Source organism: Marinicella marina, assembly GCF_030065545.1.
Taxonomy (GTDB): domain Bacteria; phylum Pseudomonadota; class Gammaproteobacteria; order Xanthomonadales; family Marinicellaceae; genus Marinicella; species Marinicella marina.
In genome coordinates this window covers 91,277-107,262 of sequence record NZ_JASJNC010000003.1, presented here as the reverse complement: position 1 = coordinate 107,262, position 15,986 = coordinate 91,277, and the positions used below count along the sequence as shown (strand labels likewise).

At 44.5% G+C, this 15,986-nt stretch carries 11 protein-coding genes and 1 other RNA gene; 9 read left to right on the top strand and 3 right to left on the bottom strand.

The genetic code is table 11. From position 1 onward, the window contains the following. Positions 1–49: 49 nt before the first annotated feature. From QNI24_RS05460 to QNI24_RS05450, 3 genes are all read left to right on the top strand, one after another. Entirely contained in the window at positions 50–844 is a 795-nt protein-coding gene (locus tag QNI24_RS05460) for a thiol:disulfide interchange protein DsbA/DsbL (RefSeq protein ID WP_267175485.1), read from the top strand. A gap of 273 nt (positions 845–1,117) precedes the next feature. Continuing rightward, positions 1,118–2,293 carry a sensor histidine kinase gene (locus QNI24_RS05455; protein WP_267175486.1) on the top strand — a complete coding sequence of 392 codons (1,176 nt, stop codon included), beginning with the start codon at positions 1,118–1,120 and terminating at the stop codon, positions 2,291–2,293. Then, the gene (locus QNI24_RS05450) at positions 2,290–2,832 is read left to right on the top strand and encodes a response regulator transcription factor (RefSeq protein WP_267175487.1); all 543 of its coding nucleotides are present in this window, start codon (positions 2,290–2,292) and stop codon (positions 2,830–2,832) included. Before QNI24_RS05455 ends, QNI24_RS05450 begins: the two co-directional genes overlap by 4 nt. A 28-nt stretch (positions 2,833–2,860) precedes the next feature. On the opposite strand, the gene QNI24_RS05445 is transcribed toward QNI24_RS05450, so the two are convergent. The 3 genes from QNI24_RS05445 to QNI24_RS05435 form a co-directional block, all read right to left on the bottom strand. Continuing rightward, positions 2,861–4,924, bottom strand: coding sequence for a RelA/SpoT family protein (locus QNI24_RS05445; RefSeq protein WP_267175488.1), 2,064 nt, complete (start codon positions 4,922–4,924; stop codon positions 2,861–2,863). 147 nt (positions 4,925–5,071) lie between these two features. Next, an RNA gene (rnpB, locus tag QNI24_RS05440) (RNase P RNA component class A) lies at positions 5,072–5,427 on the bottom strand. Between the two features lie 39 nt (positions 5,428–5,466). After that, positions 5,467–7,884, bottom strand: a complete 2,418-nt coding sequence (locus tag QNI24_RS05435; protein WP_283708568.1) for an alpha/beta hydrolase family protein — start codon at positions 7,882–7,884, stop codon at positions 5,467–5,469. Positions 7,885–8,073: 189 nt separating this feature from the next. Here QNI24_RS05435 and QNI24_RS05430 point away from each other — a divergent pair, with 189 nt between their 5' ends. The 6 genes from QNI24_RS05430 to QNI24_RS05405 all read left to right on the top strand — a co-directional run bounded on the left by QNI24_RS05430 (position 8,074) and on the right by QNI24_RS05405 (position 15,968). Further along, a complete protein-coding gene (locus QNI24_RS05430; protein ID WP_267175490.1) occupies positions 8,074–9,369 on the top strand; it encodes a hypothetical protein in 1,296 nt (431 codons plus the stop codon). A gap of 13 nt (positions 9,370–9,382) precedes the next feature. Continuing rightward, positions 9,383–9,787 carry a hypothetical protein gene (locus tag QNI24_RS05425; RefSeq protein ID WP_283708567.1) on the top strand — a complete coding sequence of 135 codons (405 nt, stop codon included), beginning with the start codon at positions 9,383–9,385 and terminating at the stop codon, positions 9,785–9,787. Positions 9,788–9,890: 103 nt separating this feature from the next. After that, positions 9,891–10,805, top strand: a complete 915-nt coding sequence (gene glyQ, locus QNI24_RS05420) for a glycine--tRNA ligase subunit alpha (RefSeq protein WP_267175492.1) — start codon at positions 9,891–9,893, stop codon at positions 10,803–10,805. Positions 10,806–10,807: 2 nt separating this feature from the next. Next, positions 10,808–12,889 (top strand): glycine--tRNA ligase subunit beta, encoded by a 2,082-nt coding sequence (gene glyS, locus QNI24_RS05415; RefSeq protein WP_267175493.1) that lies wholly within the window; start codon positions 10,808–10,810, stop codon positions 12,887–12,889. A gap of 206 nt (positions 12,890–13,095) precedes the next feature. Then, positions 13,096–13,869 (top strand): DUF6090 family protein, encoded by a 774-nt coding sequence (locus QNI24_RS05410; protein WP_267175494.1) that lies wholly within the window; start codon positions 13,096–13,098, stop codon positions 13,867–13,869. Further along, entirely contained in the window at positions 13,866–15,968 is a 2,103-nt protein-coding gene (locus QNI24_RS05405) for a tetratricopeptide repeat protein (RefSeq protein WP_267175495.1), read from the top strand. The genes QNI24_RS05410 and QNI24_RS05405 overlap by 4 nt, the downstream gene beginning before the upstream one ends. Positions 15,969–15,986: the final 18 nt, after the last annotated feature.

The following is a 15,986-nucleotide window of genomic DNA, read 5'->3' as shown; positions in this document are numbered from 1 at the left end:
CTTTTATCACTGAAGTCAGTCAAACACTAAAAATTTACGAGGATTAAAAATGAAGAAATTGACCCTACTATTGTCAGTCATGTTGTTTTGGGGCTGCTCACAAGCCAGCGACCAAGAAGCAGCAAAGTCAGCAGTTAAAGCCCAATCAGATGCGATTCAAGCTGAAGCCAAAGAAGAAATTGCTAAAACCATTGATCAAGCCAAAGCAACGGCTGAGGAAAAAGTCATGGATGAGGCAAAATCAGCCATGGCAAAAGTGGTTGAACAACCCAAATCAAACTTCCAAGCAGGTATTCACTACCGCGTCATCAACCCAGCTTATAACACGGGCGCTGAAGATGAAGTCATTGTTTATGAATTCTTTGGTTACACCTGTCCACATTGTGCCTCATTTGAACCATTCATGAAAAAGCTACAAGCTGAATTGCCAGAGAACAGCAAATTAGTTCGTGTGCCTGTGGTGTTTGGTCGACAGTGGGAACCATTTGCCCAAGCTTATTACACTTTCGAGGCAATGGATATCGTAGATAAAGCCCATGAGCCTATGTTCGAGGCGATTCACCAACACCGCAAGCAGTTCCGATCAATCGAAGATATTGCTGCTTGGGCAGCCAGCTCATTCGGTGTTGATGAAGACAAGTTTTTATCTACCGCCAAATCCTTTATGGTTGATGGTCAAGTGCGTAAGGGCATGCAAATGGTTAAAGCCATGGGCGTTAATTCAACACCTACTTTGGTCACCAACGGTAAATTCGTACCCAATAATAAAGCACTGAGAACCCGCAACGACGTGTTGGAAGTGACCAAACAATTGGTTAATGAAGAATTGGCTGCTATGGAATAAACCTCACCGCAGGTATATTCTCAATAGAGCATCAAAAACCGGCCATTGGTCGGTTTTTTTGTGGTCAATGTTTTAAATTGAAACAAATCAACCCCTCAATCTTATGGTGGTAACACTGTCATTAAGTTTTTATATTTGCTTGAGTGTGCTCAGTGCATATATTTTGATTGTATGGTCTCAATTGCTTGCTGTGACAAATTGTCACATGCCAACTTTGAATGCTTCAAGTATACTAAAAGCCCATGCAACCACTTGCAATGACGGACTGATTCAATGAATAAGCTTTTTATCTATCGCTTAACCTTGATTGTGGCACAGTTGTGTTTACTCTTGGTTAATCATATCTGGTCATTTTGGGCCGATATGGGTTGGCAGGTTTGGGTGTTGTGTGGCAGTTATTTGGTGTTGACTTTGGTCTTGCAAATAGCGACTGCCAAATACCACCAAAACCGATATATGCTTATGGTTGATTTGCTGCATTGGAGCGGTTTTTTCTATTTCTTGGGTGGTGTTACCAACCCCTTGATTTGGTGCTTGTTGATACCATCGGTACTCAGTGCCTTGAGCCAAAGTGTGAAATTCACCTGGTTAATCAGTTTGCTGGCTAATTTAGCCTATGGTTTGTTATGGTGGTTGGGTGCTGATTCAATGGATGTTGTTTTTGGTGGTGCGCATGGCGAGCATATTCATGGCAACATGATGCAACAACACATCACCGGTATGTGGTTGGGTTTTATCGCAGTTTCTGTTTTATTGACTTGGGTAACCACCACCTTGATGCAGCGTTTGAATGCCAAAAACCAAACGCTTTTGGATTATGAAAAACAACGTCAAGCTGATGAGAACATCATTAAAATGGCAACCTTAGCCACCAGTATGGCGCATGAGCTAGGTACACCTCTGGCCAGTATCAAGCTATTGGTTAATGAACTGAGGCTAAGTGTGGATAACCAACAGCAGAGGACAGATTTAAAGGTTTTGGACTCCCAAGTCGATCGCTGCAAAAAAGTGTTGGAAGAATTAACAGCTGTAACATCCAAAGGCAGCAGCGATGATTTACAAGTGGTTGCTGTTGATGCTTTCGTTGAACAGCTGATCCAGTCATTGGGTGCTGTTAACTGTGCCTTCAAGGTGATTAATCATGAGCACAAAAAGACAGCCATAGAAGCCGATGCGCTGCTACAGATGGCTTGTATGAACATACTGAATAATTCAATCACAGCCGGTGCTCAACAGGTCACAATCACCATCAGTGAAACTGGTAAACAGGCGCTTTTGAGCATCAAGGATGATGGCATGGGTGAAAATCACCATAATCAAGATGGCTTGGGCATTGGTTTGAAGCTTTCACGCCGAATCGTGGTATCGATGGGCGGTAGCCTTGATATCATGCGAGATGAATCAGGTGCATTGGTAACCATTAAAATTCCTATTTGGCTGAGCTTATGAGTGAAGTTGGGACAAAAAACATATTGATCATCGATGATGATGAAGTGTTGCGTTATTCGCTGGCACGGGCCTTAGGCCGTTTTGGATTTAAGCTGTTTGAGGCTGATTCCATTGATGCCACTAAAAGCATCATCAACCAACAACCGATTGATTGGGTGGTATTGGATTTGCGCTTAGGTGCTGAATCAGGTTTGGTCTTGGCGCAATGGTTGTTGCATGAAAAACCCGAATTGAAAATCGTTATGATTACCGGTTATGCGGCGGTCAGCACGGCGGTTGAGGCCATTAAAATTGGCGTCACAAATTATTTAATTAAACCGGTTAATGTGGAAGAAATCATCCAAGCCTTTGTTGACCAGCCTGAATCAGTCGATCACCCTATCAACGCACAACCCTTATCACCTAAAAGGTTGGAGTGGGAACACATCCAAAAAGTGCTGCTGCAACATGATGGCAACATCAGCCAAGCTGCCAGGGCACTCAAAATGCATCGACGCACGCTGCAAAGGAAGCTTCAGAAAAAGCCAGTCAAGGAGTGAGTTGCTGCTGCGGCCTTAACCACACCGTTCAATGGTTGATATTTCTTTGGATTGAATTGATGTGCTCAAGGCTGGATAAGCGACTCATGATTTCACTGAGGTGATCAAAATCATCAACTTGGATGGTGATGTTGATGTTAACCAAACCGGCTTCATCATCAGGCTCAGCGTTCAATGCCATGATGTCTGATTTCAGCTGCGCCAGTAATGCACTGATGTCGCGAATCAACTGCTTGCGGTTGTTGGCAATGATCAGTAATGCGGTGACGGTTTTCTCAGATTCATCATCATTCCATTTGACGTTAACCAAGCGGCTGGGCTGCTCAGAAATCATGTGCAAATAATTTTCACAGTTGGCGCGGTGAACAGTGATGCCACGAGTTAAAGTAATGTAACCGCCGATGGCATCGCCTTGTACCGGCTCACAACAACTGGCCAGTGTGGTCTTCAGGTCATTGACACCTTCAACAATCAGAGTGCTGGACGACGTTTTGGTTTTGACTTTCTTGGTAACGGGTTTGTGCTTAAAGCGCTTGACTGGGTTGAGCTGTGCATCGGCGCGCCGCAAAACCTGATTAACGGTGATGTCACCGGTTGCGATCATGGCATATAGTTTATCGGTATGTTGTAGGTTGAATGAGTCCAGTAGTTTTTGCAAATCGGTATTTTCCAGAGCGTATTTATTTAATTCATTTTCAAGCAGTTCTTTGCCCAGTTGTAGGTTTTTATCAAAGTCATTCTCTCTGAACCAATGACGCACTTTGGCTCGCGCTCGCGCACTTTGTAAGTAACCAGACTGTTCATGCAGCCAGTCTCTGGATGGCTTGGCGTATTTGGCGGTGAGGATTTCAATTTGATCACCGGTATTCAGGCTCCTGGTCAAAGGTACAATCGACCCATTGACTTTGGCGCCGCGGCAGCGGTGCCCCACCTCAGTATGTACTTGGTAAGCAAAATCCACAGGCGTTGAGCCAAAAGGTAAATCGACCACGTCACCGCTGGGGGTGAATACGTATATTCGCTCTTCCTGCGTGTCTGATTGAAAGGCGTCCAATAAATCATCGGCACTGCTGTTCTCTGACAGCAGTTGGCGCATCCAGTTGACTTTGTTGTCGTAGCTTTGGTCTTGTTTTGAACCATCCTTATAGCGCCAATGAGCGGCCACGCCGAGTTCTGCATGCTCATGCATTTCATGGGTCCGAATCTGAACTTCCAGCGTTTTCCCATCAACCACCACCACCGTATGTAAAGACTGGTAATTATTGCCTTTGGGTTGGGCGATGTAATCATCGAATTCTTTGGGGATGTGCGACCAAGTGGCATGCACAATGCCCAAAGTAGCATAACAATCAGCCACGGTGTCAACCAACACTCGAATGGCACGGATATCAAACAGACCCTCAAACTCTAAATTTTTCTGCTGCATCTTTTTATAAATACTGTAGATGTGTTTCGGTCTGCCAGCAATATCCGCAGTGACGTTGTTTTTTGCCAACTCCTTGGTTAATAAGCTGGAACAAGCGCTAATGAATTGTTCCCGGTCATTGCGTTTTTCAGCTAATTTTTTGGCTATCGATTTGTATTGGTCGGCATGTAAGAATCGAAAGGACAGATCTTCAAGTTCCCATTTGATCTGCCAAACACCCAAACGATTGGCCAAGGCAGCGTGGTAGGTCATGGTAGATGTGGCTAATTGTTGTTGCAACGTTTCATCAAAGTCAACCGCAGCGCGCATCAATACCAATTGTTCAGCCAATAAAATCAACACCAATCGCACGTCATTAATCATGGCAAACAGTAAACGCCGCAAACCTTCTGCGTTGTTTGACTTAGGTTTTAATAACCAATCTGCATGATGTATTTTAATCAAGTCCTCTAATGTAGTGAGCTGCTTATCGGTCGCTGAATCACGCAATGAATCCAATTCAATTTGATCATTGCGAATGCCACAGAACCATTGATAAACTTGAATGATTTCATTATCAGCGTGCAGTTTTCTTAATACATCAGTGGTTTTGCTTTGGTGCGCCTCAGAGCAGTGATTATCATCTAACCACAAGTCTTCGTGTGCTTTTGTTTTCTGTTTGGTCAAGTGAATATGAAAGTTTGATTGCTGGGTGATATTATCATGTTTTGTGTTAATTTTATTTGATTGAAAGCTTAAAAATGACTCTTGGAGCAGGTATTGACAGCACCACAACTGGTTCAATTAGTTGTTTGCTCTGGATGACCGGAAATAGTTTTGAGTTGGTCTGTAAGCCGGGTTCTGTTCGTATAAATACGTGGCAATCATTCATCTGGGTCTGACATTGCTGCCAGCCTCAAGCAATCTACCCGGAAACAGTGTGGGCACACACCTATAGTTTCCCTATTTGATCTTGCTCCAGGTGGGGTTTACCATGCCGCCTTTGTTACCAAAGTCGCGGTGCGCTCTTACCGCACCATTTCACCCTTACCATCAAAGATGGCGGTATCTTTTCTGCTGCACTGGCCGTAGACTCGCGCCTCCCGGACGTTATCCGGCACCTTGCCCTGTTGGAGCCCGGACTTTCCTCGAGTTGAAATATATCAACCCGCGATTGCCCGACCAACTCAAGTGCGTATTATTGAGTCGATCGAGCAGAAAAACAACCTTTATTCAGTTTTGTTCTTCACGTGTTTCTCCAGCCACTGGTGCTGTTCCCAAATCACGTGCAAGATAGATTCTTTGGCGCGGTAACCGTGTGATTCTTTTGGCAACATAACCATTCTGGCTTTCGCTCCCAAGCCTTTCAGGGCATTGAAATAGCGTTCTGTTTGTAGCGGGTAGGTGCCCGAGTTGTTATCGGCTTCGCCGTGAATCAACAACAGCGGTTGATTCATCTTATCGGCATGCATGAATGGAGACATGTTGTAGTATACCTCTGGCGCCTCCCAGTAACTTCTTTCCTCTGCTTGGAAGCCAAAAGGTGTCAATGTACGGTTGTAGGCGCCGCTTCTGGCAATGCCTGCTGCATAGTCATCGGAGTGACTCAGTAGGTTCGCAGTCATAAAGGCACCGTAGGAGTGACCGGCAACCGCGACACGATCACGATCAATGTAGCCCAGCTCATCCAAGGCATCTATAGCGGCACGGCCGTTGGCCACTAATTGGTCCCTGAAGCTGTCATTGGGTTCATTATCACCTTCACCGACGATAGGGAATGAAGCATCGTCTAGGATGGCGTAACCTTGAGTGACCCAATAAATCATTGAACCATAGTAGGGGAAGGTAAATTCATTCGGGTTGTTGGTGTTTTGGGAGGCGCTGTTTTTGTCTTTGAATTCAGTTGGGTAGGCCCACATGATAAGCGGTAAATCAGGTTTTGATTCAAAATCGTAATCGGCCGGTAAATACAAAGTACCTGATAACTCAAGACCGTCAGCGCGTGGGTATTTGATGACCTCTTTGTGGATGTCCTTGATAGATTCGAAAGGGTTCTTAAAATCAGTAACTTGAGTCAGTGTGTCGTTGTTAAAATTGCGGATGAAATAATTGGGGTATTCAGTGGGTGATTCAATTCTGACCAATACTTCCCCATTACCCAAATCGATGGCATCATTGAGTTCTTCAATCTTATCGGTGTATTTTGATTGATACAGGCGGTTGGTTTGTTGGGTTTTGAAATCGTACTGGTCAATGAAGGGAAACTGTCCTGCTTCCGTGTAACCATCGCCCATCAGGTAAGCTTGCCCATCCTCAATCAGCAAAATGTCCTCGCCAAACTCATTTTTGGTGGTGACATAATTGCCGGGATCACCGTAAACGTCTTGGTAATTTCGTGCACTCAACTCCACTGGCGATTGATCTAAATTTGAGGGGTCAAATAAACTGGTTCTGATTTGTCTGGTATTCCACCAATAATCATAAAATAATGCGGTGTTTTCATTGCCCCATTGCACCAAATAAAAACGATCTTTGGTTTTGAACAGTGACTCAGGTTGTCCATCAAAGGGCGCTTTTACCTGAAAGACTTCATCGCGAAAATCCACTTGGTTTTCAGGGTCACCACCATCCAGTGCCTCAGCCCAAACCATGGTGGCACCTTCATCAGCACGCCACTGGAGGTTGCGTTTACCCATTCTGGTAGACATGAAGCCTTTGGGTATTTCTTCAATCAAGGGTACTTGGTTAAATGCACTGACTAAGTTGCCGTTGTTTTTATAGATGTCAGTTTGTTGTGGAAAGCGGCGGTAAGGCACAATGTATGAGAAAGGGCGCTTCACTTGTGTCACAGCTACATATTTACCATTAGGTGAAAAGTCGATGCTGGTATACATGGCACTGGGCAGCCAAGCTTTCATTTTACCTTTGAGTGTCACTTCCATCAGTTCAGCATGTGCCAATTGTTCGAAGTTGTATTCATCGTTGGTGTTTTTCAACAGGTCTTGATAGGTGCGGTTTTGTGCTTTGGAGCCATCGCTGGTTGAGATGGTGGGGCCGGTTGGTACCGCATTATCTGGATCGATTAAATCTTTGCGATTCTTGGGCAGGACTTTTACCAACAGCGAATTATCATTTTTAAACCACCTGGCCACAGAGCCCATGTTGGCGTTCAAGATGGCATCTGTCAGGCGTTTGGCTTGTAGTTTCTTTAAATCTACGTACCACAATTCAACACCTTTTTCAGAGGTGTTGGTGAACGAAACTTTGCTTTCATCATGTGACCAACGCAGGTTTGCCATTCTGGGTTTTTCGGGCAGTCCCTTGATGCTTTGAATCTTTTTTGAGCTGATGTTCAGGTATTCGATGTTATTGTAGTAAGTGGTTCTGGAACCAATGTTAGTCACTGGGTTGATGCGTAATCCAGCCAGCCTCAATTCTTTTTCTGATAATTCATCGATTGATTTGTAAAAATCGCGGTAGACCAACAGCATATTTTCTTTTTTGGAATCGGCCAAGACACTGGGAGCCAGTTCGACATCGACCAACTTTAATATTTCTTGAGGAGGTGTTTGGTAGGAAATGGCTTCTTGCGCTGTGGCAGTAACAGCACAAGCCAACAATAACAGGGTGTTTAACAGGGCTTTCATCATGGCATCTCGATTATAAAAAGTACGTTATTGTAACAATACGAGACCTCAATAAAAGGGGGATTTAGTCATGTTTTTTTTTAAACAAAGATGTTGGATTCAGATTATTTCAGGTCTTTTCAGAACCGCCAAGGGTACTGTGACTTTAATATGGCTGGCATTGCATTTAAAAAAACAAGGAGAATCGATATGAAAACCCTGTACCTCATTTTGTTGATTTTGGTAAAGCCACTCTCAGCTTCCGAATTGACCATTCCAAATGTCTTCAGTCCCAACACGCCTGCCAGAGCTGGTGAAGTGAATGACAATTTTGTGGCCATTGACATTGCCGTCGATGATAACCACAGTCGCTTACTGGCCTTAGAGGCGCTGGTTGCAACTATGCAGTCACAAATCACAGCCCTGCAAACCCAAAATGCCCAACAACAAGTAACCATCAACGCACTTAGAAACAATTCCGTTTTGGCGCTGGATGGCCTACTGAAATTAGGTAGTTACGATGGCTATGACACGGCTATTTTTGAAGGGGTCAATGTGCAAGTTCTGAATGGTGAGGACTTGAGTGCCAACGACACCGTAATCAATGGTCTGGGTAATGTCATCATAGGGTATAACTGGAATAATGCAGTGCTGCCAGGTGCCTTTTGTTCGAACGGACAATACAACAGCCAAAGTGATTGTCAAAACAATGGTCATGTGTGGGACGATCACCAGCACACTGGTTCTCACAATTTGGTTATGGGTACAGGCAATTCTTATGTCTCAGGTGGTGCCATTGTGGCTGGTAAATTTAATATCTCAAACAGCAATTATGGCAGTGTTTTAGGTGGTTCAATCAACCGAGTGAAAGGTGCCGATTCGGTGATTGTTGGGGGTTCACAAAATACAATATCCAGTGACGATGCGGTGATATTGGGTGGTAAGGACAATGCCGTTGACGGAAATCATGCAATCATTGTTGGGGGTGAAGACAATGTGGTTGCAGGCAATTACGCCAGTATACTGGGTGGTGACACCAACTCAGCCACAGGCAACCATGCCAGCATTGCTGGTGGTTATCAAAATGCTGCCACAGCCAGTCGCACCAGTGTCACTGGTGGCAGGCAGAATCAAGCAACACAAGCGTATGGCAGTGTTCACGGCGGCATAGGGAATACCGCCAGTGGCAATTACAGTGTGGTATCTGGCGGTGCTGACAATGTTGCTTTTGGCCAATATGCCATGATCAGTGGCGGTTGGGAAAACACCGCTCAAGGCGAATTCAGTGCCATATTGGGTGGCCAAGAAAACACCACCAATGGCAGCTTGTCAGTCGTCACCGGCGGCTTCATTAATTTAACCGGCGTTGCGGCGACCTGGTCTTCAGTCACCGGTGGTCGCTCTAACCAAGCCTTAGGGGTCGAGTCGACCGTCAGTGGGGGCTTCAATCGTGATGCTTTTGGTGGTGCTGATTGGGTGGCTGGAAGTTTGCTTGAGGATCAATGAACTGGAGCCTATGATGAAGTTGAAAATGGTATTAATAATGTTGATTTTCAGTGGTTGTTTAAGGGCCAATGATTTGGTATTCAAAAGCGGCTTTGAAAACAGCTTTTTAATTGGTGGACAAGTGGTCGGTTTGACCTCTGACGCTCTGGTGCTGGAGTTATTCAGTGATTCTGGCTATGAAGAAATCACTTTGAGTGCTGCTGGGGCTTTCTATTTCGAATGTGCCGTGAACGTTGGTGCGGCATGGCGTGTTGTATTGAAAAATTTACCTGACCAGCCACAACAACAAACCTGCTTTTTGACCAATCATTCAGGGAATTCGCTGCCGGTAGGCGGGGTGGATGATGTCAACATCATCTGCCAAAATGAAGCTTGGGACTGGGATGTGATGAATTGGGGTCAAGGTGGTTGGAATTAGTGGCACTGGTAGGCTAAATATTTCCAGCAAAATCATGACAGACATGGTGTAAATTCTGGCTGGTCAAGTATAATGCAGGGTTTGTTAATTCCTTGATTTCGACATGGACAATAACCACGAATTTCTCACATTTCAGGATTTAATCCTTAAGCTCCAAGAGTTTTGGGCTGCGCACGGTTGTGTGATCATCCAACCGTTGGATTTAGAAGTGGGTGCCGGTACTTTTCATCCCGCCACATTCTTGCGTTCGATTGGGCCTGAACCTTGGAACAGTGCTTACGTTCAGCCTTGTCGTCGACCGACCGACGGTCGTTACGGTGAAAACCCCAATCGCTTACAACATTACTACCAATTCCAAGTGGTACTGAAACCCTCGCCGAAAGACATTCAGGAGTTGTATTTGAAATCACTGGCAGCCATAGGTGTGGATACTTTAGAACATGACATCAGGTTTCTTGAAGATAACTGGGAGTCACCGACCCTTGGTGCTTGGGGTTTGGGCTGGGAAGTTTGGCTCAATGGCATGGAAGTGACGCAATTCACCTACTTTCAACAAGTGGGCGGCTTGGAGTGTAAACCAGTGATGGGTGAAATCACTTATGGTTTAGAGCGTTTGGCCATGTACTTACAAAACAAAGACAGTATTTATGATTTGATTTGGGCGGAAACACCCAATGGCACTGTGACTTACGGTGATGTTTATCACCAAAACGAGGTCGAACAGTCTGCTTATAATTTTGAACAGGCCGATGTGCCCACTTTATTTGATAATTTTAATGAAGCAGAGCAAGCTTGTTTGCAATTGATTGAAAAAGAATTGCCACTTCCAGCGTATGAAAAAGCCTTGAAAGCTTCGCATTTGTTTAATTTGTTGGATGCCAGAAAGGCCATCAGTGTCACCGAACGTCAGCAGTTTATTTTGAAAGTCAGGAATATGTCAAAACAAGTGGCACAAATGTATTACCAATCACGCGAGGCCTTAGGTTTTCCGGGTCTTAAAAATAAGGAAGGAGCATAATCATGGCTGATATTTTATTTGAGTTGGGCTGTGAAGAATTACCTCCAAAAGCCCTGTACGGCTTGGCCGAAGCGCTGTTTACAGGTGTAACAAAACAATTACAGGCTGAAGGATTTGAATACGCAGCCGATTCAAGGTGGTTTGCTTCACCGCGGCGTTTGGCTTTTCAGCTCAATGACATTACTGAGCAATTGGCAGATAAACAAACTGAGAAACGCGGCCCAGCTGTGGCGGCTGCTTTTGATGAGGCAGGTCATGCCAAGCCAGCGGCCATGGGTTTTGCCAGGTCGGTAGGTGTTGAGGTCAGTGAATTGACTCGTATCGCAACTGATAAGGGTGAGTATTTGGCTTACACCGTACTTGAAAAAGGACCAAGCATTAAAACGGTGTTGCCGGCAATGATTGCTCAGTCCATCAAACAATTACCCATTCCAAAGCCCATGCGTTGGGGCAGTAATGATTACAGTTTTATCCGTCCAGTTCATTGGATGGTGTTATTAAAAGACAGCGAAGTCATCCCATTGGAATTATTCGGCTTGACAACCACCAACCAAAGTTTGGGTCACCGCTTCCACCACAACGAATTCATCACCATTGCACATGCCAGAGATTATGTCAGTGCCTTGCAGGATGCGCACATCATGGTTGATCAGGTTGCGCGTGAGGCATTGATCAAACAACAAGTACAAACAGCGGCTGAAAGAGTTAATGGTGTGGCACAAATCAGCCAAAGCCTGTTATCAGAGGTATCCAGTATTGTGGAAAAACCTGTCGCGATGTTGGGTGAGTTCAATGAAGACTTTTTGGCGGTGCCCAAAGAGGCATTAATTTCCTCCATGGAAAAGCACCAAAAGTATTTCTCAGTCGAATCGAAAAATGGTGAGTTGATGCCGTATTTTGTGGCTCTGGCGAATATTGATTCAAAAAACCCAGCGGCAGTGAAAAAAGGCTTTGAAAAAGTCATCACACCGCGTTTGGCTGACGCCAGGTTCTTTTGGGAAAAGGACCAAGCCAGACCTTTGGCTGATAACATTCCTTTGCTTGAGAAGATGGTGTTTGAGAAGACTTTGGGAACTTTGGCTGATAAATGCCAAAGGGTAAAAAAATTATTGCATTGGATGCAGCCTCAGTTGGGTTATCAATTAGCAGATGCTGATCGGGCAGCTGACTTGTTAAAGACTGATTTGATGAGTGACATGGTTGATGAGTTTCCTGACTTACAAGGGTTGATGGGTGGGTATTACGCGACTGCTCAGGGTGAATCAGATGAGGTGGCTCAAGCCATTCGCGATCAATATTTACCCAAGTTCGTCGGCGATGATTTACCCGCTACCGCTTTGGGTCAAGCCGTGGCCATTGCTGATAAAGTTGATACCCTGTGTGGTATTTTCGCCGTCGGCAAAAAACCCTCTGGTTCGAAAGATCCATTTGCACTGCGTCGAGCAACCCTCTCAATCATCAATATATTGAAAGACAAGAAAATTACGATTGGCTACCAAGACTTGTTACAACAAGCTTTTGCAGGTCTGGGTTTTGTGGTTGATAGCGAGATCAAAATTGATGTGGATAACTTTTTCTTGGATCGCCTGAAAAACCAGTATCAATCCACGGGTATTTCACATGATGTGGTTGCTGCTGTCAGTGCCATGAACCCAGTGGATCTGGTTGATTTTGATGCCCGAGTGAAAGCCACAGTAGCGTTCAAAGCACAACCCTTTGCCAAATCATTGATTGAGGCCAACAAAAGATCAACCAACATCATCAATAAATCCAACAAGGATTTACCGGTCGATATCTATACCAACCAAGTCAATCCTGCTTTGTTTGAAGTGTCGGCAGAAAATGAACTGTTCCAGAGTTTAAACGCGGTTAATAATGGCATCAAGGATTTGATTGATGGTCACCAATATGAGCAGGCTTATGAGTCAATTTCAGCCTTGGCCTCGCCATTGGATCACTACTTTGAGGAAGTGATGGTCAATGCCGATGATGAACAAATCAAGATCAATCGTTTGACACAGCTGACACAAGTTGCTGCTTTAACAGGCTGTGTGGCTGATTTGTCAGAGCTAGTTAAAAGCTGAATATAAGTCAATAAATCATAAAAATGAACGTCATTGCGAAGCAGTGAAATGCCTGTAGCAATGACGCCATTTTGCTCAATTAATTATTCAGACCAGGTAGACATAAGTTTACTGATTGAATGAAGTCTGGTTTTAATCTATGATAAATGTGCAATCAGAGAGGGGAATATTTTTTTGCAGCATTTTCAACAAATACAATATAGACAGTGATTCTGCGCAGCATCAGCAAACACGTCAAAACTCAAAACTGGTTCGCAGTTTTTATTGACTTAGTGATTGTGATCATAGGTGTTTTTATTGGCATCCAAGTGGCCAATTGGAATGATCAATTGGCTGGCGAAAGACAAGCCAAAATCCTGTTGAAACGAATTCATCATGATTTAACCAATGACATTCTGTCAATACAAGCTGAACTGCAATATCAGGCTGTGGTGCGTAATTATGCCTTGACTGCGGTTGATGCCTTGAATCAAGTGGGTGATGTCAGTGATGAACAATTCGTTATTGGTGCTTATCAAGCCACTCAGGTGAACAGTGCTTGGAGTAATCGAGCCACCTATAATGAAATGCTCAGTACAGGTCAAATCAACCTCATCCAAGATGAAGCATTGAAGGCCCAAATATTTGGCTATTATGCCGTAGACTTTTCTAAAATTGACCAAGTTACCAAAGTGGCACCGTATCGTGAGTTTGCTCGAGGTCATATTCCTGTGGCCATTCAAGATGCGATCAAAAATCAATGTGGCGATGAAGTCTATGCAGTGGCCAATGCGTTTTCATCCAAATTGCCAGCCACATGTGACCTCGATTATCCTGATGAAAAACTAATGCAAACCGCTGAACTGCTTCGTTCATTGCCAGATATGCTGTTTAATCTACAGTTCCAGATTGCGGTCAATGACACCAAAGTTTTTAACTTTGAAAATTTCATTAAAGAGAGTGAGAAACTCATGAAACTGACGGAGAGGTATCTACCATGAATTTCATTAATGAATTAAAACGGCGCAATGTGTTCAGGGTGGCGCTGGCTTTCTTGGTGGTTGCATGGTTATTGATCCAAGTGGCTGCTACTTTAGAGGATGCGCTGAACTTACCTGACTGGTTTGATGCCATGGTGGTGAGTATTCTCATCATTACCTTTCCAATGGTTTTGGTTTTTTCTTGGGCCTATGAAATCACCCCAGATGGCATCCGCAAAGAATCAGAAATTGATAAAGAGCAATCCATCACAGATGTTACGGCCAAACGATTGGATTTGTTGACGTTGTTTGCTGTTTTGATGTTAGTGGTATTGATGATTTGGCGGCCATTTCAAACATCAGAGCTTCAGCTCAACCCCCAACGTTCGGCTGTTATACCAGTTAATTCAAGTGGTATCGGCAGCATTGATGCTGCATTGTCACAAGAGTTACTGAACACCATTGCAGTGCTGCCATTTGTCAATCGCAGTAATAACCCCGATGATTTGTTTTTTACCGATGGCATGCACGATGATATTTTGACCCAGTTAACTCAAATTGTTGGCTTAAAGGTGATTTCCAGAACCTCGGTGATGTCATACCGTGATTCTGATAAGCCTTTGCCTGTGATTGCTGCAGAATTAGGTGCCGCGGTGATACTCGAGGGTGGTATCCAGAGGGCTGGCAACAGAATCAGGGTCAATGCCCAGTTGATTGATGTGAAGACCGATGCACACCTTTGGGCCAAAACATATGATTTAGAGATGAGTGTCGATCACATATTCAACATTCAATCTGCCATCACCAAACAAATTGTTAAAGCAATCAAAGGTCAGTTGTCGCCACAAGATGAACGCATCCTGGATAATCAAGCGACCAACAGCTTGGCAGCGTGGGAGGCGTATGCCAAAGCACGTGCCATCATGTATGACAGTGGCTACAATGCGAAAAAATATCGTATGGCCTTGGAACAAGCTCAGTCGGCGGTACAGGCAGATCCACAATTTTTGATGGCACAACTTTTGGTGGTCAATGCGCACAGTTCTATTTATTGGATTGGTGATGACGTCAGTGAAGCCAGGGTGGCACAAGCCAAACAAGAATTGGATAAAGCCATAGCCCTTGATCCGACCAACCCAGCCGTACTGGCAGCCCAGGGAGAATATTTTTATCGCATATTCTTAGATTACAAAAAAGCCCTTGATTATCTCTTTATGGCTCATCAGAAACGCCCCAACGATGCAGAAATTTTACAGTCACTGGCTCTCACCCAACGGCGTTTGGGTCAATGGCAAAAAGCCATTGATAATTTACTGCTTGCTGATGAGTTGAATCCTGGGGATCAAAACAACATCTACCACGCCATCGAGACTTTGTTCATTGTTGGTGATTACGAAAAAGCCAGTGAATTAATGGATGACGCATTAAACCGGTTTCCAACAAGCAGTGACTTGGGGGCACTGGCCGTAGAGTTACCCATTGCACAGTCAGGTGATTTACAACAAGCCCGCCGGGTTTATCAAACCATCCATCCCAATACCGGCGATGCTTATGTGGCCAGTACCATAAATTTGGCTTATTTAGAGCGAGATTATAAAGCTGTGATAGCCACATTACACCAACCCGAAGTGGTGGAGTTCTATGCCATGTATCCTGGAATGCTGCACATAGAAAGAGGACAGATGCATCAATTTTTGGACCAAGAGGTACAAGCCATGCATGAATTTAATCTGGCGTTGCAGGCATTAGAACCGCTGGATGTTTCACAAGATGCATTTAATTTGGCATTGAATCAAAGCCAATTGGGCCTGGTCAAAGCGTTTTTAGGTCAGCATCAAGAAGCCATTGCACTGGCAGAGGCAGCGATGCGTACGCTGACACTTGAAAAGGATCCAATTGATGGGCCACTGATCCATTCAACTGCGGTGTATGTGTTGGCTTTGGTTGGCGATCGAGCTCGGGCGTTGAGCGAAATAGAGCGCATGCTCAATACGCCGAGCGGATTTAAATATTGGTATTTGAAGCTTGATCCTCATTGGGACTTCATCAGGGATGACACTGATTTTCAGGCCTTGATAGAATCCCACCGTGAACGTCCATCAAAACTGAATGAAGCCTGAAGTATGTCAGCACGGGTG

Excerpts from the sequence above, each read along its gene's own strand:
- QNI24_RS05460 (WP_267175485.1), top strand. The coding sequence starts at position 50 with ATGAAGAAATTGACCCTACTATTGTCAGTCATGTTGTTTTGGGGCTGC.
- QNI24_RS05455 (WP_267175486.1), top strand. The coding sequence starts at position 1,118 with ATGAATAAGCTTTTTATCTATCGCTTAACCTTGATTGTGGCACAGTTG.
- QNI24_RS05450 (WP_267175487.1), top strand. The coding sequence starts at position 2,290 with ATGAGTGAAGTTGGGACAAAAAACATATTGATCATCGATGATGATGAA.
- QNI24_RS05435 (WP_283708568.1), bottom strand. The coding sequence starts at position 7,884 with ATGAAAGCCCTGTTAAACACCCTGTTATTGTTGGCTTGTGCTGTTACT.
- QNI24_RS05430 (WP_267175490.1), top strand. The coding sequence starts at position 8,074 with ATGAAAACCCTGTACCTCATTTTGTTGATTTTGGTAAAGCCACTCTCA.
- QNI24_RS05425 (WP_283708567.1), top strand. The coding sequence starts at position 9,383 with ATGAAGTTGAAAATGGTATTAATAATGTTGATTTTCAGTGGTTGTTTA.
- glyQ (WP_267175492.1), top strand. The coding sequence starts at position 9,891 with ATGGACAATAACCACGAATTTCTCACATTTCAGGATTTAATCCTTAAG.
- glyS (WP_267175493.1), top strand. The coding sequence starts at position 10,808 with ATGGCTGATATTTTATTTGAGTTGGGCTGTGAAGAATTACCTCCAAAA.
- QNI24_RS05405 (WP_267175495.1), top strand. The coding sequence starts at position 13,866 with ATGAATTTCATTAATGAATTAAAACGGCGCAATGTGTTCAGGGTGGCG.